The organism is Candidatus Chloroploca sp. Khr17, from assembly GCF_004138165.1.
Classification (GTDB): Bacteria; Chloroflexota; Chloroflexia; order Chloroflexales; family Chloroflexaceae; genus Chloroploca.
In genome coordinates, this window is the sequence record NZ_RYFF01000006.1 from 50,407 (window position 1) to 69,942 (window position 19,536).

13 protein-coding genes are annotated in these 19,536 nt (G+C 59.7%); 3 read left to right on the forward strand and 10 right to left on the reverse strand.

Annotated elements, in window-relative coordinates; all coding sequences use genetic code 11:
• Positions 1-167 precede the first annotated feature (167 nt).
• Positions 168-416: a hypothetical protein gene (locus EKD05_RS05445; RefSeq protein WP_129671429.1), complete on the reverse strand. Its 249-nt coding sequence runs from the start codon at positions 414-416 to the stop codon at positions 168-170.
• A gap of 252 nt (positions 417-668) precedes the next feature.
• Between EKD05_RS05445 and EKD05_RS05450 the strand changes: the two genes are divergently transcribed.
• The 3 genes from EKD05_RS05450 (at position 669) to EKD05_RS05460 (ending at position 6,405) form a co-directional block, all read left to right on the forward strand.
• The gene (locus EKD05_RS05450; protein WP_129671430.1) at positions 669-1,688 is read left to right on the forward strand and encodes a YafY family protein; all 1,020 of its coding nucleotides are present in this window, start codon (positions 669-671) and stop codon (positions 1,686-1,688) included.
• A gap of 143 nt (positions 1,689-1,831) precedes the next feature.
• Positions 1,832-4,921, forward strand: a complete 3,090-nt coding sequence (locus EKD05_RS05455; RefSeq protein ID WP_129671431.1) for a DEAD/DEAH box helicase — start codon at positions 1,832-1,834, stop codon at positions 4,919-4,921.
• Positions 4,922-4,935: 14 nt separating this feature from the next.
• Complete coding sequence (locus tag EKD05_RS05460; RefSeq protein ID WP_129671432.1) at positions 4,936-6,405, forward strand: SWIM zinc finger family protein; 1,470 nt, start codon at positions 4,936-4,938, stop codon at positions 6,403-6,405.
• A 16-nt stretch (positions 6,406-6,421) separates the two neighbouring features.
• On the opposite strand, the gene EKD05_RS05465 is transcribed toward EKD05_RS05460, so the two are convergent.
• The 9 genes from EKD05_RS05465 to EKD05_RS05500 form a co-directional block, all read right to left on the reverse strand.
• Positions 6,422-8,173 (reverse strand): Hsp70 family protein, encoded by a 1,752-nt coding sequence (locus tag EKD05_RS05465; RefSeq protein ID WP_129671433.1) that lies wholly within the window; start codon positions 8,171-8,173, stop codon positions 6,422-6,424.
• 23 nt (positions 8,174-8,196) lie between these two features.
• Entirely contained in the window at positions 8,197-8,889 is a 693-nt protein-coding gene (locus EKD05_RS05470) for a nucleotide exchange factor GrpE (protein ID WP_129671434.1), read from the reverse strand.
• Positions 8,886-9,236, reverse strand: a complete 351-nt coding sequence (locus EKD05_RS05475; protein ID WP_129671435.1) for a J domain-containing protein — start codon at positions 9,234-9,236, stop codon at positions 8,886-8,888. Before EKD05_RS05475 ends, EKD05_RS05470 begins: the two co-directional genes overlap by 4 nt.
• Before the next feature lie 41 nt (positions 9,237-9,277).
• A complete protein-coding gene (locus EKD05_RS05480; protein ID WP_129671436.1) occupies positions 9,278-11,539 on the reverse strand; it encodes a tetratricopeptide repeat protein in 2,262 nt (753 codons plus the stop codon).
• Between the two features lie 65 nt (positions 11,540-11,604).
• Positions 11,605-12,411 carry a metallophosphoesterase gene (locus EKD05_RS05485; RefSeq protein WP_129671437.1) on the reverse strand — a complete coding sequence of 269 codons (807 nt, stop codon included), beginning with the start codon at positions 12,409-12,411 and terminating at the stop codon, positions 11,605-11,607.
• 3 nt (positions 12,412-12,414) lie between these two features.
• Positions 12,415-12,555, reverse strand: coding sequence for a hypothetical protein (locus tag EKD05_RS25660; protein WP_165360601.1), 141 nt, complete (start codon positions 12,553-12,555; stop codon positions 12,415-12,417).
• Positions 12,556-12,676: 121 nt separating this feature from the next.
• Positions 12,677-15,778: an AAA family ATPase gene (locus tag EKD05_RS05490; RefSeq protein ID WP_129671438.1), complete on the reverse strand. Its 3,102-nt coding sequence runs from the start codon at positions 15,776-15,778 to the stop codon at positions 12,677-12,679.
• 36 nt (positions 15,779-15,814) lie between these two features.
• Positions 15,815-16,411, reverse strand: coding sequence for a hypothetical protein (locus EKD05_RS05495; protein WP_129671439.1), 597 nt, complete (start codon positions 16,409-16,411; stop codon positions 15,815-15,817).
• Positions 16,412-16,745: 334 nt separating this feature from the next.
• Complete coding sequence (locus EKD05_RS05500) at positions 16,746-19,526, reverse strand: valine--tRNA ligase (protein WP_129671440.1); 2,781 nt, start codon at positions 19,524-19,526, stop codon at positions 16,746-16,748.
• Positions 19,527-19,536: the final 10 nt, after the last annotated feature.

A 19,536-nucleotide genomic window follows, 5' to 3' on the forward strand; every position in this document is an offset into this window, starting at 1 on the left:
CGGTAAAAGGTTCAAGGTCATGTGGCGCAATTGGTTCGGCGGAAGGAGCCAACCTGAGCGCCAGCACAGCCACGTGCATCCAAAGGCCACACCCCACCCATGTGCTCCATGGAGCACGAGACTGGGGCGGCAGTCTCTGAAGCCCAAGCCCTCGGGCTTGGGAGCCGTCACGGTTCCTTAACTGGTTTCATTGATCCGTGCAGGCTTTGAGGCACCGCCTTGGCAACGCCTACAAGCGAGGCTGGTTGCACCTCGGCGCGACCGGCCAGCCCTGCGTGGTCTTGGGGCGCAAAAACCGCCTCCAACACCACTTGGGGTTGCGCCTGCGCCTCCAGAGCACGACTCTGATCTGAGCCACAACCTACCAGCAAAGAAAGTGAGAGTAGCAATGCAAGCAACATTGTACGCAGCATCATCTGACTCCTCGAATTTATATCTGTAATACGTATACTCATAGTGTAGCAAATGGCTTCTGTTTAGATAAGGCCAAAAGGCTGATATTTTCCCTACATCTTGTGGAGGTTTTGTTTGAGCAGGGGGTTGGGGCCACAGGCCTCAACCCCCTGCTCGTGGGCGGGGGAGGGCATGGTGCGGTGCCAGCATAAGCGCGTGCGCACAGAATGTGGTACAATAGGTCGAGTAGCGCGTTACGAGGGGACATGGCACCTATGACCACCCCGAGCGGCGGCGGTATTAAACGGAGTTCCTGGCTGACCTTTCGGCGGCGGCTACTGCTGGTGCGTACGTTGTTACGTGGCCCTGCTAGAAGCACAACGCTGATCGAAGCGATCAACGCTGAACTCGGAAGTCAGGGTTACCCTGAGGCAGCATCAGCAGCCCTCAAGCACGACTTTGATGCCCTCAAAGGCGAGTATGGTTGTGCGATCCGCTATGACCGGGTGACCCATCAGTACCATCTGGTGGATCTCGGTGAACTTGCGCTGCTTGATCTGCCTGATACGTGCATGGAGGCTTTAGCCTTCCTTGAGGCAAGTTTCCCTGAAGCGAGTGGCTTGTCTGAACACGCGAATCTGCGCGATCTGCTTGAGCGAGTGGTGCTTTTATTGCCACCCGCTCGCCAGCAACAGCATCGGCGCCGCCGTAGTGCGTTGCGTTTGAATGTTGGTGGTACGGCTGCGTCGGTTCATCCACAGACCCTGGCCCTGGTCAAGCAGGCGATTGAAGAACGGCGCGAGTTGAGTTTTGCGTATCTCGGTATCTTTGATCTTGCGCTTCCCCGTCGCCACCGCGTGGCACCGTATGGGATTACCTTTCGCCCCGAAGGTCACGGGTATCTTGATGCAACCCTGCTTGACGTTGCCCCCCGCGGTGCTGAGACCCGCCATGCGGCGATTGATTATCGGCTTGACCGGATTGTGACTGGGACAGTGGAGGTTCTGCCCACGATGCTGCCACAGGTACGCATGTTGCCACCTTCATATGACCTGCGCTACCAGTTGCTCCCTCAGGTGGCTCGTCGCCGCGATGTGGCTGTCGCTTTTCCCGAGGCCCAGATTGACTATCGCGACGATGGCAGCGCCGAGGTGACGGCGCGGGTGACAAATCTCTGGCAGACCCGACAGATACTGCTGCGCTATGGCGATGCATGTATCGTGTACGAACCACCCGAACTGGTGGAACTTTTTCGGCAGACGGCACGTGGCCTCGCTCGTATCTATGAGTCATGAGACGTTGCTGATGTACGTTGCCGTCGCTGTGATCTGATCACCTCCCCAGGTCTGTACCTCCCTCGCTCCTGTCGAGCCGAGGGCAGTCGGGCGTGAGGTCTGATCGTGTAGGATCGCTCTATACCTGTAAGGCTTGAGAACGAATGACCGCGATTTTTCATGGCACCTGGCTGGTGGCTGAACGGCTGTTTTTTTTCTGGGGTGAGCAGGCAACCCCTTCGGTACGGCGGAGTCGGCGGGCACGGGTGCAGATGCATCCGTTTCAACTGGTGACTGAGGCGCTGTACGAACAAGTCGCGTCGTTGCCTTCGTGCGCAACACTGCCTCCGGATCGTGATCGCATCATCTGGTTGCCGTCGCTTGGCCGGATGCCGTTGCCGCTCCGTGAATTGCGCAATGCGGGCGTTGAGGCCCCAGAAGGGCAGCCGCGTCTGGCATCCTGGCGCATGCGTGGCTTGCTCTTGACGCCGGTTCAGGCGCTTGAATTGTTGCTCGAACTGGCCCATCGTCACGATCTCGGGGCCGATCTTCAGGCATGGCGTGCGGGTGCGTTGCTGGCGATGGAAGTCGTCGCTGGCCAGCAGATCTTGCCTGCCTTGGTGCGTGAGGGGCCACGTGTGCGGGCCTTCTGGCAGCCACGCCCCATGCCGGCAACAGCCGCCAAGGTTGCCGCGCTTGCCCGCGCTTTGCCACCGCTCTGTCGGGCGTTTGTGGATCGCGTCGAGGCCGCCCCTGCACCGCGTGCCCTCGTTGACTCGTTTCTCGCAACGATGGCTGATGCCGCTATTCGCGATCTCGCCGCCGCCGACGCGGCTACCGCTCAGAAACTGGAAACCTGGCGGCAGGCTCCCGTGACCCCAGGTACGGCCTGGATGATGGCCTTGCTTGGCCCCGATCCCGTGCTGAAACTGGCTGGATCACCCGCCGATGAGTTGCTCAAGGCCTGGCAAGAGTGGGTCGGCCCTGAGCACGTGGCTGGTGATGAGATCTTTCGGATTACCTTCCGCCTCGAGCCGCCTGCCGATCCGGTGGCACCATGGTCGCTCAAGTATCTGCTGCAGGCCGTGGATGATCCGAGTTTGCTTGTGTCAGCTACGCAGATCTGGCGTGAACGCGGTCAGGAGTTCACCTTTCTTGATCGGCGCTTTGCACAACCTCAGGAGCGTTTGCTGCGCGGGCTTGGGTTTGCGGCACGTTTTGTACCCGCGATCGAGCGTAGCCTCCATAGCAAAGCACCCGAAGCGGCGAGCCTGACGATCAATGAGGCCTTTGCGTTCCTAAAGGATGCGGCCCCGTTGCTCGAACAGAGTGGCTTTGGGATGCTCGTGCCTGCCTGGTGGGGCGGCGCGGGCCGCCTGCGTGCGCGTGCCCGAACAACGCCTACCGAGGGCAAACGACGCAAAGCCGAGCGTTCTGAACTGCCCGGGCACCTGAGTTTCGAGAGCATGGTCAGTTTTCGTTGGGAATTGAGTGTGGGTGACCATCCTATCGATCGCGCCGAGTTCGAGCAACTGGTGGCCTTGAAACAGCCCCTGGTGCAGGTGCGTGGCGAGTGGATTGTGCTCGATCCTGAACAGGCACGCCAGGCCTTGACCCTCTTTGAACAGGGTGGGCAGATGACGGTCGCCGAGGCGCTGCGCATGGGGCTCGGTGGCGCGACTGAACCATTGCCGGGTGGGGTGGCCTTTGGGGGCCTAGAAGCTGATGGTGCCCTCGGTGAACTGTTACGCGATCTGTCGAGTTCTCAGCAGTTGGAAGAGTTGCCCCAGCCTGATGACCTGCACGGTGAGTTGCGCCCGTACCAGCGCCGCGGGTTTTCGTGGTTGAGTTTTATGCGTCGCTATAGCCTCGGCGCGTGCCTCGCCGATGATATGGGCCTGGGCAAGACGCTGCAGACGATCGCGCTCTTGCTGCACGAACGGGCAACCCGCCCTGCCGGTGGGCCGACCCTGCTCATTTGTCCAACCTCGGTGGTAGGCAACTGGCAGCGTGAAGTCGCTCGTTTTGCTCCTGCGCTGCGGGTACTTGTCCATCAGGGGGTGGGCCGTCTGCGGGGCAAAGAACTGGCCGCCGCTGTTGCTAACTATGATCTCGTTGTGACAAGTTACCAGTTGTTGACCCGCGATCGTGAGAGTCTGACGCCGATCAAATGGCGTCTGGCGGTGCTTGATGAGGCGCAGAATATCAAAAATAGCGATACCCGTCAGGCGCAGGCCGCACGGGCGTTGCGGGCCGAGACGCGCATTGCCCTGACCGGGACGCCGGTGGAAAATCGGCTCACTGAACTCTGGAGCATCATGGCGTTTCTCAATCCTGGCTATTTGGGGGGTGAGACCGAGTTTCGCCGCACCTTTGCTCGCCCGATTGAACGGACTGGCGACGCGCAGGTTGCTGAACGCCTGCGGCGCCTGACCGGGCCCTTTATTTTGCGTCGCCTCAAGAGTGACCCGACGATTATTAGCGATCTGCCCGATAAGATTGAAATGAAGATCTATGTACCGCTCACGCGTGAGCAGGCAACGCTCTATGAGGCGACGGTACGTGATGCGCTTGAACAGATCGATCTGGCTGACAGTGAGGGCGAACAGGCCCGTCGCCGGGGCTTGGTGCTCGCGATGTTGACCCGGCTCAAACAGATCTGCAATCATCCGGCCCACTTTTTGAAAGATGGATCGGCGTTGGAGGGGCGTTCGGGCAAATTGATGCGCCTCGAAGAGATGCTGGAGGAGGTTCTCGCCGCCGATGATCGGGCGCTGATCTTTACCCAGTTTGCCGAAATGGGCCACCTGTTGACGGCCCATCTTGCTGAACAGTTGCACACCCAGACCCTCTTTCTTCACGGTGGCACCCCCGCCCGTGAACGTGATGCGATGGTGCGTCGGTTTCAAGCCGCTGAAGGGCCGCCCATCTTGCTCCTCTCGCTGAAAGCAGGTGGCACCGGGCTCAATCTGACCCACGCCAACCACGTTTTTCATTTTGATCGCTGGTGGAACCCAGCCGTCGAAGATCAGGCGACTGACCGGGCGTTCCGCATCGGTCAGATCCGGAATGTTCAGGTCCATAAGTTTGTCTGTAGTGGCACACTCGAAGAGAAGATTGATGCCATGATCGAAAGCAAGCGAAACCTTGTCGCGCAGGTGCTTGGCACCGGTGAGAGTTGGCTCACCGAGTTGAATACCGATCAACTGCGTGAACTAGTTGCGCTGCGGCAGGAAGAAGTGAGTGATGCATAGGGAGTTATGTCGTTATGCCTAGACCCCGTCGTCGAGTGCAAGCCCGAACTGATGATGCACCTGAGGATCGAAAAGAACATCAGCAACCGCATCCGCAAAATGAGCAAAAGAAACATCAAAAACAAGCCGTGAAGCAAGCTCGTCAGACACATCCGGCCGATCCGGCCCACCCGACGGTGGAAGGGGAACCTCAGCACCGTTCGCGCCGTCGTCGCCGTCGTCGGCCTCGTTCGCCCGAGGCTCAGAGCGGGAGCAACCAGGATACGGCCGAGCACGTGTCGGCCAGGCAGGTTGAAACCACGGTTGCTTCGCCTCCTGCTGGACAAGCCGAGCAGTCCCGTTCGGAGCGCACAGGTTCACGCCGTCAACGCCGTTCACCCCGTCGACGGAGCAAGCAGGCGCAAGACGAGGGCACCCCATCACGGGCATCCAGCGCGTCACAGCGTGAGAAGACACCCTCAGGAGGCAAGCAAGGCCTCTCTGCCGAACGCTCTGCCCCACCGACCAGGAGCAGCGAGGTGCGCGAACGCACAGCGCGGGTTGGAACGACGCGTTCGGCCCGTCAGGGGCGGCGCACTGACCGTGGTTCAAGCGGAGGCCATAGTGATCTGCGGCCTGCACGGACGACGCGGATCAGGCCTGATCATCGCATTGTGTCACGGGGCGACACGCGCCCTCGCTTGCCCGCCGATGGCATTATTGCGCGAAGCCAGCAAGGTGATTTTGGCGAGTCGTGGTGGGCCAGGCGATGGATTGATGTGCTTGAGAGTTTCGGGTATGGCAATCGTCTGATCCGTGGGCAAGACTACGCCCGTGAGCGTGCCGTCTTGAACATTGATGTGAGCCTGGGGTATGTCACGGCGCGGGTGCAGGGGTCACGGGCAACGCCGTATCGAGTCTCGATCTCGGTCTTGCCGTTGAGCGATGCGCAGTGGGATCGGGTCATTGACTCAATGGCTGATCAAGCGATCTTCACGGCGCGTCTATTGGCGGGTGAAATGCCGCGCGAGATCGAACAGGCTTTTGCCAATGCGCGGGTTTCCCTCTTTCCCCAGAGCGTGCATGATCTGCAGACCAGTTGCTCGTGCCCTGATTATGCAAAGCCGTGCAAGCACATTGCGGCCGTCTATTATTTGCTCGGCGAGCGTTTTGACGAAGACCCTTTTCTCGTCTTCACGCTGCGCGGGCGAAGCAAAGAGCGGATTATCGAGGATCTACGGGCGCGGCGTGCCGATACGGCCACAGAGATGCATCTGCCCGATACCCCGACCGAGCGGGTGCCAGCCCTGGAAGATCTGCTGGAGAGCTTTGATGTGTGCGGCCCCGAATTTGCCGGGGTCGCCCCGCATATTGTTGCGCCAGGTGTCGCCTCGACCATGCTTCGGCGATACGGACCGTCGCCGGCCGAGACGACCAATGATCTCCATATGACCTATCTGCTAATGACCCGTGCGGTGCTCGAACGCCTTTTTGCCGACGAATAGCGACGACAGCCGTCGCTCAATCCTCGAGCTCGTAGAGCAGGTCAAGCAAGGCGTCGGCGGCCTCGTCAATCGCGGCCTCATCGCCACTGGTCGCAACGCGCTCGAGGTCGGCAACGGCTTTGGCGAGATCCGTATGCTCCGGATTGGCTTCCAGCGCGGTGCGGGCCTTTTCGAGCAGACTAAAAGCCTCTTCGCTGAGCACAAAGCTCTCGTCTTCGTCTTCGAAATTCTCAAGGAGTGCGGTAATCTCACGGGACTCAAGCTCTTCGAGGCCAACGCGCGCACCCGCGATCTCAGCCGGGCTTAGGCGTGCGTGGGCGGCACGCACATTGGCGTTGATCTTTTTGCCACTGCCGCGATCGACCGCCGAGACGTGCAAGATTCCATTGATATCAAAGTCGAACTGCACCGTAATGCGTGGCACTTCACCCGGAATTTCGGGGCGCAGATCTTCAAACATAAACTCCCCGAGCAGGGTATTTTTCGAGGCCGTGGCGTGTTCACCCTGATAGATCTTGAGGTTGATCGCCGTCTGGGCGGGATGCATCGCGCTATAGATCTCTGAGCGCGAGGTTGGCACGGTGGTATTGCGGGGAATGATGACACTGTAGATGTCAGTGACAAGCTGGCCCATCATATAGTCGGCAATTTCAATGCCGAGCGAATGTGAGGTGACATCAACAAGGATCGCATCGAGTGGCTCACCCGCGATGATCGCCGCCTGCACAGCCGCGCCAAGCGCCACAGCCTCGTCGGGATTGATCGCAACGGCCGGCTCGATGCCAGTATGACTGCGTACCATCTCCCAAACGAGAGGAATGCGCGTACTGCCACCAACAAAGAGCACCTTATCGAGTTGCTCGGCACGGATCTGGGCATCTTTGAGTGCATCATCAAGCGATTGAATCGTGCCCTCGATCAAAGCGCTGATCACCTCTTCAAACTCGGTGCGCTGGATTTCGGTCTCAAGATGCAACGCCTTGCCATCCACCGTCATCAAGTACTCGATTTGCACCTTGACGAACGGGCGGCTCGAGAGCTCAATCTTCGTCTCTTCGGCAACCCGTAAGAGGCGTGCCATCGCCCGTGCGTCCTGGCGCACATCAACCTCGTGGGCAGCGACAAAACGCTCGATCAGCAGATCGCGGAGGCGTTCATCGAAGTCATCGCCACCAAGTTGGGTATTGCCGTGACTCGAGCGCACCTCGATCACCCCACTATCGAGTTCGATGATCGACACATCGAAGGTGCCCCCACCGAGATCATAGACGGCAACCATCTGGCGCTCATCGTTGCGGTCAAGCCCATAGGCAAGCGCGGCTGCGGTCGGCTCGTTGATAATGCGCTCAACCGTAAACCCAGCAATCTCACCGGCTTCGCGGGTCGCCTGGCGTGCTGCATCCGAGAAATAGGCCGGGACAGTAATCACCGCCCGTTCGACCGGTGTCCCGAGTTGGCTCTCGGCAACACGTTTCATTTCACGGAGGATCAAGGCTGAAATCTGTTGCGGGGTATAACTACGGCTACCGAGTTCGACCTGGATATCCTGACCCATCTGGCGTTTGATCGACCGGATCGTGCGCTCGGGATAGAGCACATACTGATTCCGGGCGGGGGTACCGACAAGGAGTTGCTCATCTGGCCCGAGTCCGACCACTGAGGGCAGAATGCGTTCCTCGTCATTGGCGAGGATCACAGGCGTGCCATCACGAACGAATGCGACAGCCGAAAAGGTTGTCCCAAGATCAACACCAACAATGATGCTCATACGGTTCTCTTACCTCATCAGGTTCAGGAAGAAGATTCATCGGCCACAGCGACTTCGGCATGCCGCAGCACCCGCGTGCCAATCATCAGGCCACGCCGAGTCTCTTGCAGCACCATTCCAGCAGGAGCGGTGCGCGAGTGAATTACCTCAACAACGATATGGTGATGCGGATCAAACGGTCGCCCCTCGGCGAGAATCGGTGTCACGCCTTCGCTTGCCATTGCATCAAGGAGGCGTCGGCGTACAATGACCAGCCCTTGCAGCCACGACTCGAGTGCCTCCTGGAGTGGCACGGACGGAAGACCCAGTTCGGCACACCCAACCGGGTCTTCAAGCAGACGCAATAAAAGCGCCTCGGGACTCTCGGCGCGGTGCGCCTGATGCAGGATGGTATCAGCCGTACGAATCGCCTCATCGAGACCATCGAGCACCGGAAAAAACGAACGCACTACGGTCAACCTGGCTTCGCTCACCGTCGCGGCGAGACGTTCTCGTTCAGCGGCACTTTCCTGCTCACGTTGTTCTGCTACGGTTCGTAGTTCATCAAGCGTTGCGTCAAAGCGCTTCGCCTGAGTCTCGGCGAGCGCATTGGCTTTGAGTTGTTCACGCCCAGCGCGGCTCATCTGTTTTTCGAGGGCCGCGAGCGCCGTTGCCAAGGTGTCAAGACGCGGGGCAAGCGAGGCGACAGACTGATCAGTCAACTCGGCATCACTCATGACAGTTTGATGACCTCATAATCTTCACGCCAATCGGTACGGTGCAGGTCAGTCAAGAGTTCCAGCGCCAGGAGCAGATCGTGCTGGCTAACGTCGAGCACTGGTGCAGGTGGGCGACGGCGGCTGCTCGAAGGCTGCCAGGTTTGCAGCAGTTGCATATCGGTCTCGAGGCGCTGCTCGGGATCGCGCAGTTGCTCGTAGGCGGCCCGAATCCGTTTGAACTGCTCGGGATGGCGTTCCGGCGGATACTCGCGCACCAGGGCAAAGTAGGCCCGTTTAATCTCGGCGGCGCTTGCCTCGGTGCTCAACCCGAGGGTCGTATAGGGAGTGCTATAAGCTTCGCTCATTCTTTTTGCCCTCTGCAAGCCTACCCGCAGATGCGTAGACCCTAATAATCCGGCATATCCAACTCATCAAGCATATCAAGCATCGCTTCAGGATCAAATTGATCGTCTAGCATCATATCAAGCAGCGGCGTTCCAACCATAGATCGCATGCTTTGCGCTTGTTGTTCGAGATCGTAGCGTTTCTGGCGCCGTGCGATTTGTTCGGCCTTGCGCAACGTCGCCTTGGCGGTCTTGAGATCGCCGAGTTGGCCCTGGGCCATCCCAAGACCAATCAAGAGATCAGGATCGTCTGGCGAGAGTTTCAATGCGGCTTCAAAGTACGTGAGGCCTAGCTTGGGAAGCAAACGACTTAACTTGATACCTGCGAGGCGCAAGAAGGTGACATCGGTTGGGTTCAGCGCAACGCCCTTCGCAATCAATTCTTGCCCGAGCAGAATCCAGGGATCGTTTTCGTCGGGAGGCGGCGGCGCCTGAGTGAGTCGACTGAAAGAGGGCGGTGGCAGCGCAGCCCGGATCATCATCTCGCCAAGTTCCCCGTAGTCAGTGGCATCTGGTTTGAACTCGCGCTCAAAGCGCTCGATCAGCGCCCGAGCATCGTCAATCAGCTTCGCATGCGCCCAGGTCTCAATGCTCTGCAGCCAGACAGTGAGATCAGTATTCGTAATCGCCAACGTGCGCTCGATCAAGCGACGCGCCTCATCAAACTCTCTGGTCGGCAAACACATGCGGGCCTGATTGAGCGGAAAGATCGGGTTGTCTGGTTGGAGTTTTTCGCCCTGGACAAACGCTTCCCTTGCTAGGGCATAACTGCCCCACGAGGACCAATCGATGCCATGCGCAAGGAATAAGTTGGCAGCCCCCCGGCGCAGATCGTCGCGCTGTGGATGCTTGATAACGATACTGAGCATGATCGCTTCAGACTCGGCGTACTGCAACCGCGAGTTCAACGTCGTCGCATACCGATAGAGCGCATCGGGATGTTCAGGATCGAGTTCAAGCACCCGTTTGATCTCATTTTCGGCGGCGCGATCTTGCTCATTCGCTATCAGAGCATCGGCCAGTTGGATGCGGAGGTCAAGATCCTGAGGATCGGCTTTGATCATCTGGCGGAAGACCGTCACCGCCTCGTCGGGCCGCCCGGCATTGCGATAGCAGGTAATGATACGTTTGCGCACCCAGGCCTGGCGCGAGGCTTCGGTATCAATCTCATTCGCGCCGCTACTCCGTCCACCCTTGGTACGCAGCAACGCACGCCAGGTATCGGCGGCGCTTTCCCAGTCTTCGATCTTTTCATAGGCCAGGGCCAGGTTGTGCAAGAGTGGGGCTGGCGAGCCGAGCTTTGAGGAAGTGGTGCGACTCAGGATCTGGCGCGCTAGGCTCCACAGCGAGACAGCTTCGGCCCAGTTGCCGGCTGCCGCTGCGCGGTGCGCCCCACGGTCAAGCGTACTGATCCGCACCTCATCGAACGCCGGGTTGCCTCGCAATTCAGCCGAGGCACGACTCGTCGCGATTGCGCCATCCAGATCATTCTGTTCTAACTGAGCGACCAGGGTTGGATAGAGGGCCGCAATCTGGTTGATCGCCAAATGCTCAACGGTAAGCTCAGCCTTGGCAACCTGGATCCAATGTTTCGCGGCCTCTTCGGTCTGCCCGGCTTGAGCTGCAGCAACCCCGCGGTAGTAGCGACGGAGTGCATGCAACCCTCCCGCAGGCAGGCTGCGTTCATCGTGCAGCAATGCAGCGGCGGCTGGATCGCCTGCCGCAATCAGCGTAAGTGCCGCCCACAGCCGCCCAAGTGGGGTGCCATCATCGGCAACTGGTTGCTTGTGCAGCAAGGCCACGACTGGTGCGGCCCATTGCCGGACAGCGTCACTCAACGCGGGGATCGTGTTTAGGTCAGTGGTTGGATCTTGCTGAAGGATCGCCAGCGCCAGCAGGCGTCCAGTACGAACCTGCGCCGGTTTTTTGGCGAGCACAGCACCATACGCTTCAGCTGCGGCCTGGAAATCACCCTGGAGGTGCAACATCCGGCCCAGGTGAAACTGATAGCGGCTATTGTCGGGAGCCAGTTCGTGTGCCTGGCGGAGATCGGCAACGGGATCTGGGCTTTTGTTGGTGATCGCCCGGCGAAAATAGGCCTCGGCCAGGGCGCGGGCCACCGCAGGATCATGCGGCCCAAGCGGTGTCCAGAACTGGATCGCCTGGTCAAACCGCTGACTCTGAAAAGAGCGTAAGCCTTGCGACCGTCGATCACCCCCGGCTGAAGTTGCTCGTTGTTGTTTGACGCGCTTTGCTTTACCCATATAGCGTTATTCTAGCTCAAATGCGTAATATCTAGCCACAGTTTGCTCGCGACGACAACCTTTGCTCAGATCCGCGGGAAACGATACTCGGCCACAGGCACAAATTGTTGCACCTCGGCCTGGTAGAGCAACTGGCTAATCTGGATGGCCTGATCATCAATGGCGATCAGATTGCACGAATTCTGACCTTTTTCGCGCCCATAGCCGCGGTTCGACGTCGTTGTGCCACTCTGACAGATGATCGTGCCATGCTCAAGCTGGGGCATCATAGTGCGGGTATGACCGATATAGCCAGCGTGCAGGTGCCCGGTCAACAACAAATCGACGCGCTGCTCATCAAGCAATTGCATTGCAGAGGTAGCCCCGCGCATCACCCGATTTTTGCGTGCGCCTGGTGGATTCGCCACAGGATGGTGCCACACGACGATCTTATAGACCTCGGGGCCATAGCGAGCCAGGATGCGCCGCAGGTTGGCCCGCTGCGTACGACCCAGCCGTCCGCCATCACTGGTCAACCCGTGAGCCGTATTGGCACCCACCACTACCAGACCTGGCTGCTCAAAGACTGGATTGAGTTCTGTGGTCACGTAGCGGCGATAGCGCCCAAGTGGCTTGAAGAGCCGCAGGTGAAGATGAAAGAGTGGCACATCGTGATTGCCAGGAACCACCAGTTGCGGTTGAGGCAAGGCCTCACGCAGGGCACACGCAGCGCGCCACTGAGCGACAAAATCAGCTCGTTGGACAAAATCCCCCGAGACAACCACAAGATCGGGTTTGATCGTGTGCGCCTGCGTAACAAGCGTATCGGCAACAGTCTGACGGAAGGGCGGGCCGGTATGGAGATCAGAAACGTGCAAAATCCGATACGCCACAGACTACTCCTCGGTGGTAGGTACGACGACGGCGGCCCGCGCTTTTTCTCGAGCCAGCCCGATCAAGGCACGCCCAATTAAAACAGCTTCCACCGCGAGGGCCGCCACAAAGACATAGCGCACCACAAAGGCTACAGTTTCCATACCAATACTCCCGCAGGATAACACGCATCGAAAGGACACAAAGTACCCCAATTGTAACATGGTTTGTTGCACTTACCGCACTTCAGTTGCGCAATTGCACGGTTAAAGGGGAATTCTTTCGCTAACGCAATTCCCAGTACGATCCGGCGGGAGTTTTGGTGATCTCGATCTGGGCAGGGAAGCGGTCTTTTAATTCGTCAATATGGGTAATGACGATAATGCGACGGAAATCGTCCTGGACGCTTGTGATGGCTTCAACCATCCGTTCGCGGCCTTCGGCATCGAGGGTACCAAAGCCTTCGTCGATCACCAGGGTTTCGAGGCGTGCGCCGGCCCGATGCGCCAGCAGTCGCGAGAGGGCGATGCGGATCGCGAAGTTGGCGCGCATAGCCTCGCCCCCGCTAAAGGCGTCGTAGACCCGCGTCCCGAGGGCGTCGGCGAGCTTGATTTCCAGGGTTTCAACCGTGTCGCCCTTTTTGGTGTCCCGCTGCATCTCAAAGCTGAGGTGCATCTGGCCGTTGGTCATCCGGGCGAGCAGGCGGTTGGCTTCGTCTTCAATTTGGGGGATCGCCGTCTCGATCAGCATCGCCTGGATGCCTTTTTTGCCAAAGGCTTCGGCCAATTCGGCAAAGAGGCTCTGCCGTTCGCCGAGGGCCTGCTCGGTTGCGCGTTGGTGAACCAGTTGCGCGGCAGCGGCTTCGGCCTGTTTGAGATAGCCCCGCTTTTCGCCCAGATCGTGCTGGGCTACCGTCAGATCGCGACGGGCGCTAGTCACGCTTGTCTGCAATTCGACAGCACGTGCCGTGACAATGGGCAGTTCACGTAACGCTTCGGCAAGCAGCCTATCCTCACCAGTCAGTTGCTCGATGTGGCTCGCATCACGCGCACGAAGTTCTTCGGTCTGCTGGCGGAGCATCGTATCACGGGCGAGCGATTCTTCGGCGACGGCGAGGCGGCGGGCGTCTTCCTCCCAATGGCGCAAGACGCGGCTCTGTTCGCGGGCGTCGTTATGGGCTTCGGGGCTATAGCCAAGGCCATCGCGCTCGTTCATGATCTGGCGCCCTTCGAGGCGTATCGCGTGAGCAAAATCGCCTTGCTCGATCTGGCGGGCGAGTTCAGCGGCCTCGGCTTCGAGGTCGGGCAGGCTCGCGAGGTCGCGGGCAAGTTCTTCGAGGCTGGTATAGCGTGCGCTGATTTCCCCATGTAGGCGACTACGAACCTGAAGTTGTTGTTCAAGCTCTTGCAACTCTTTAGCTAGCTGCTGACGTTGCGCGGTCATCGCGGCCGCATCGCCGAGCGCGTGTAGCGCTTGTTCGACTTCGTTGCGTTCCTGTTGGATCGCCGAGGCATAGGTGCCAGCCGTCAACTGGGCCTCCAATTCGGCGCACATCTGCTGATGGCTGGCCCGCTCTTCGTGCCAGCGCTCGGCCTGGGCCACCTGCTGGGCTAGGCTCTCGGCGCGGGCTGCGGTTGTGCGCAGCTTATTCAATTGATCTTCAAGGCGGGCCACTTCGTCGCGCAGCTTTTGCATCTGGTGATCGGCGGCGGTTGCGGCCTGGCCTGCTGCCGCGTACTGCTCACGCAACAGCTTGAGTTCATCCTCGTAGTGCGTATGCACCCGCGCAAGCCCCGCCGTGCCCAGGTTGCTCTGACAGACAGGGCAGACCTCGGTGCCGTCCTGTAACATTTCCTGAGTCTTTTTCAGCTTATCGGCGGCAGCTTTGAGGCGCGTCCGTTCGGCGCGCTGCTCACTCGCACGATCAGCGGCGGCTCGTTCATCCTGGCGCAGCTGGCTCAGGGTTGCCTCAAGCGTTGCCACCTGGGCGGCGGACGCCTGGGCGGCGGCCAGATCGTTGCGCCAGCGCGCTTCGTCGCGCAACTGCTTGTCGAGGCGCGCCACCAAGCGGGCCTGCTCATCACGTAGCCCGGTGAGGCGCTCGGTCTCGCGCACAAAGGCACTCTGCAGATCGTTGGCACGCAGTTGCAACTCGCGCAACTGATGGAGCGTGGTATCGGCCGTCTCGCGCTCGGCGAGTCGGGCCTGCTTTGCTGCTTCGAGCGGGGCGAGTGCGTCAAACTCAAGCGTCAGGCGGGCGAGATCAGCTTCGAGTTCACGCTGGCGAGCGGCGCGCTGACGCAAACCATCGCGTCGTTCCGCAGCACGTTCGGCGCGACTTCGCAACACATTGGTGGCCTCACGCAACTCTTGTTGCAACTCTTTCCGCCGATCCTCCAACTGTTGCCACTGCTCGCGGAGCCCATCAAGGCGTTCGACCTCATCACGAGCGGCGGCAAGTTCAGCCAGACCAGCGTGAATCGCTTCGCGCTGGGCAAGCAACGTCTCGGCGCTTTGAATAGCCGCATGCAAGCGGGTCAGCGTCGTCTCGCGCTCGTGCTGCGCAGCGCGTAGCTCTTCGAGGCGACGGAGCACCTCTTTGCGGCGTTCGGCCTGCTGTTCAAGCACACGACGACGCTCGGTTGCCCGTTGATACTCAAGCTCAACCTGTTGCACCCGTTCTTCGATAGCCTGCACGCGGCGTTCAGCATGGTCGACCTCAAGTTGCCAAAAGGGTGCTCGTTCAGCCTCAAGGCTCAACTGTTCAATGCTGCCCCTGAGCGACATCAACTGATCAGCGAGCGCACGCGCACGCTCTTTGGCGCGACCCTCAAGCACCGCATACTCGCCGAGATCGAGAATCTCGGCGAGCACCTGCTTGCGTTCGGCGGGGGTACGAGCGGTAAACTCATCAGCGCGGCCCTGCAACAAAAACGAGGCATTAATAAACGTCTGATACGACATCCGCAGCAAGCCCTCGATGAGCACCTGGGTCTCACGCACAGCCGTCTCAGCGATAGGACGCCAGCCCTGGGGTCCAGCGACCTGCAGGTCAAGCTGCGTTTTGCCCGCAGTCTGTCCGCCACGCTTCCCGGTGCCACCGCGCTGGCGGCGACGGCTCACCCGATAGCGCTGTTCGCCAAGCAGAAATTCGAGTTCGACACTCATCTCGCTACAGCCCTGGGCGATCAAATCATCATCGGGCATCCGCGCCGTGCCCCAGAGTGCCCAGGTCATCGCGTCGAGCAGCGTTGACTTACCGGCCCCATTTTCACCAGTGAGGCAAACGACGTGCAAACCATCGAAATCGAGGGCAGGCGGGCCTGCCGTCGCCCCATTTGCACGATAGCACATGAAATTATTCAGCGTTAATCGAGTTGGAATCACGTTTTTTCTGGCTTCCCCTCTGCTGTGCCCATCGCTTTATCCACCACCCCGCAAGGCCGTTGACGAGATATCGAGCCGGAAGAGATCCTCAGGAATCTGGGTGAAGAGATCCGCCCATTCTTCGGGCAGATGCAGATCATCCAGGGTCGCAAACCGGCCCGCGCTGAGCCGCCCGGCCACCAGGAAGTGGCATCCCGCCTCGCGCACCGTGCGCAACGCCTTGGCCATGCCTTCGTCGCCACCATAGTACCGCGGCGCAAGCAGGCGCACTGCGGTATCGTAACCGAGAATGAAGGTTCGCCCTGGGTAGAGCCGCGCTTTTTCGGTGAAGAGGGGCGAGCGTGATAAGACCAGGGTGGAACGCCCAAGAAATTGCCTTGCCCGCCGTTCGATCTCGCTCAGCGCCAGTGCGCCTTTGTCGGCATTGACGACCGCAAGCTCAAAGCTGACTGGTAAGCCCGTCAGCCGCGTAGCCGCCACCGCCATGCCCTCGTGTCCCGCGTGCAATGGGTTGAAAGCCCCCGAGAGGATTGCCCCCTCGGGTGGCTCATCAAGCCGAACCGTTCCCGACGGCTCCATCGTCACCGTCTGGAGCGATCCAGCCAGGAGATCAGTGATAAGCGCTGTGAGCATAGCTATACATACCAATTACACCTGAAGATGCCGTATCGTCATACTGAGCGCCCGTCAGACCTAGGGCGATTGCATCTTCTGTGCATGCACCCCGCCAGGGCACCCCTTGCGGGTGCCCTGGCGGGGTGTCGCCGTTTGCGCCGCTGGTTGCATGCACATGCTGCCAAATAGAGCATATTCTTTATCCGGTTTCGTATGATGCAATCGCCCTACCGTCAGACCTCACAGGTCATCAAGACCTGTGAGGTCTCTGTTCAGAGGGGTGTCTCGCCTCTTGATCCGCTTGACCTATTTCCTGCTCTCTATCTCCTAAATCCTAGTCTAAGCGTCCGGTTTAGGCCGAAAGATCGGTGAGCCGGGCTTGCAGCGTCGCCAGCGTCACCCGGGCCGTCGCCAACCCCTCACGTTCCCGTTCGACAATCGCAGCCGGTGCGCGGGCAACAAAGCCCTCGTTCGCCAGTTTGGCCTCGCGGCGCGCAACATCCGCTTCGGCGGCAGCCAGTTCCTTCTGGAGACGGGACCGCTCGGCGTCGAGATCAATCATACCAGCCAGCGGGAGGTAACACTCCACCGACCCCAGCACAATCGTTGCCGCCTGACGCGGCTTCACGTCGAGGCGCTCAACAATCGTCAGGTCATCAGCACGCACCCGACCGAGCCGCGCAATCAGTGGCCCTTGGGCCCGCAATACCTCGGTCTGCGCAGCGCCAACAATAATCGCCGTTACCCATTTTGCCGCTTCAACTTTGTACTCGCTGCGAGCGTTGCGGATCGCCACAATCAACTCACGCACCAGCGCCCACTGCTGCTCGGCTGTTTCGTCACGCAACGCGGGCATCGGCATTGGATACGCGGCCAGCATCACCGTACGTGGCACCTCGGTATAGTGGCTTTGGGTTGGCATCGTGCTCGTCACATAGTGCCACAACTCTTCGGTGACAAACGGCATCAGCGGGTGCAACAGCCGCAGCGAACCTTCGAGGATTCCATAAAGCACAATGCTCGTTGTCTGCTTGCTCGCCGCATCGTGATCTAGCTGAACCTTGGCAAGCTCGACATACCAATCGGCAAAATCACTCCAGAGGAAATCCTGAATCTGGCGCCCCGCTTCACCAAGACTGTACGCCTCAAGCAGTCGATCCACCTCGGCCACCAGACGCGCATATGCCGAAAGAATCCAGCGATCAGCGAGCGTCAACTGGGGGCGAAGCGTCGCGATCACCTGCGCAAGATCACCATCAGCCTCGGCAAAAGGCCCACGCAACTGATCCATGTCGAGACGACTCAAGACAAAGCGCGTAATATTCCAGAGCTTGTTGGCAAAATTGCGCGCCGCCTCGATGCGCTGCGGGTTCAGGTTCAGATCCTGCCCCGGCGTGCCACTGGTCGCGAGCGTAAACCGCAACGCATCTGTTCCCTGGGTGTCCATCACCTCCAATGGATTAACGGCGTTGCCAAAGCTCTTCGACATCTTGCGGCCATGCTCATCGCGCACCAGGCCGTGCAGATAGATCGTATGGAATGGCTCCTGACCCGTCAGGTAGCATCCCATCATCATCATCCGCGCCACCCAGAAGAAGATAATGTCATAGCCCGTCTCCATCACGCTGGTCGGGTAAAAGCGCTGTAGATCAGCCGTCGCCGCTGGCCAGCCAAGCGTGCTAAACGGCCAGAGCCCCGAGCTAAACCAGGTGTCGAGCACATCAGGATCTTGGATGCCATCAGCGGGCGGGGCTTCATCAGGCCCAGGCACCACGATGCTGCCATCGGGCAGATACCAGACCGGAATGCGATGCCCCCACCAGAGTTGGCGACTGATGCACCAATCCTCGATATTGTCGAGCCAGTTGAAATAGATCTTCTCAAAGCGGTCGGGGATAATGCGCGTCCGACCTTCGCGCACACTCGCCAGAGCTAGCGCGGCAAGCGGTTTGGTACGCACGAACCACTGCTCGCTGAGCAGCGGCTCGATCACTTCGCCACCACGCTGGCTAATGCCAACACTCATACTATGTGGCTCGGTCTTGACCAGCAAGCCCTCGCGCTCAAGATCGGCCAGCATCGCCTTGCGTGCCGCAAAGCGCTCGAGGCCAGCATAGGGGCCACCCGCTTCGTTGATCGTGGCATCTTTATTCATGATGTTGATCAACGGCAACTGATGGCGCTTGCCCACTTCATAGTCATTCTTATCGTGGGCCGGCGTAATCTTCACCGCCCCCGAGCCAAACTCCTTATCCACATAGTGATCGGCAATGATCGGGATTGTCCTGCCCAACGCCGGCAGCAGCACTTCGCGCCCGATCAGCGCCGCATAGCGCTCATCGTCGGGGGCCACCGCGACCGCCGTATCACCGAGGATCGTCTCGGGGCGCGTCGTCGCGACCGTAATCCACTCGACCGCACCAGAGGCCCAGGTGCCGCTGCCCCAGGCACCCTGCGGTGCCGACCACTCAGGCGACAGCACAGGATAGCGCACATACCAGATCGAGACATTGCGCTGCTCGTACTCAACCTCAAGATCGCTCACCGCCGTCTGCAACGCAGGGGACCAGTTGACCAGATAGGTATCACGGTAGATCAGGCCATCGTCATAGAGCCGCTTGAAGGCCGTATGAACCGCATACGAAAGCCCTTCATCAAGTGTAAAGCGTTCACGCGTCCAGTCACAGGAAGCGCCGAGGCGTCGTAGTTGCTGACTGATCTCGCCCCCATAGCGCGCCTTCCACGCCCAGGTACGCCGCAGAAACTCCTCGCGGCCAACCTCCTGACGCGACGTGCCCTCACTCCGCAACAATTTCTCAACCTGACTCTGCGTCGCAATCCCGGCATGATCGACCCCCGGAATCCAGAGCGTCTGATGCCCTTGCATCCGCCGCCAGCGGATCATCAGATCCTCGATCGTCACAAACATCGCGTGACCAAGGTGCAACTCACCGGTCACATTGGGCGGCGGTATCGCAATGACAAACGGCGGACGGGGAGCATCATCACGGGGCGCAAAAAAACCGCCCTGCTCCCACCAGGCATAGAGTCGTTGCTCGACCTGCTGGTGTTCATACGCTTTGGCCATCTCGGTAGGACGTTGCGGGGCACTCGCCTGGGCTTCCTGGGTCATAAACGCTTCC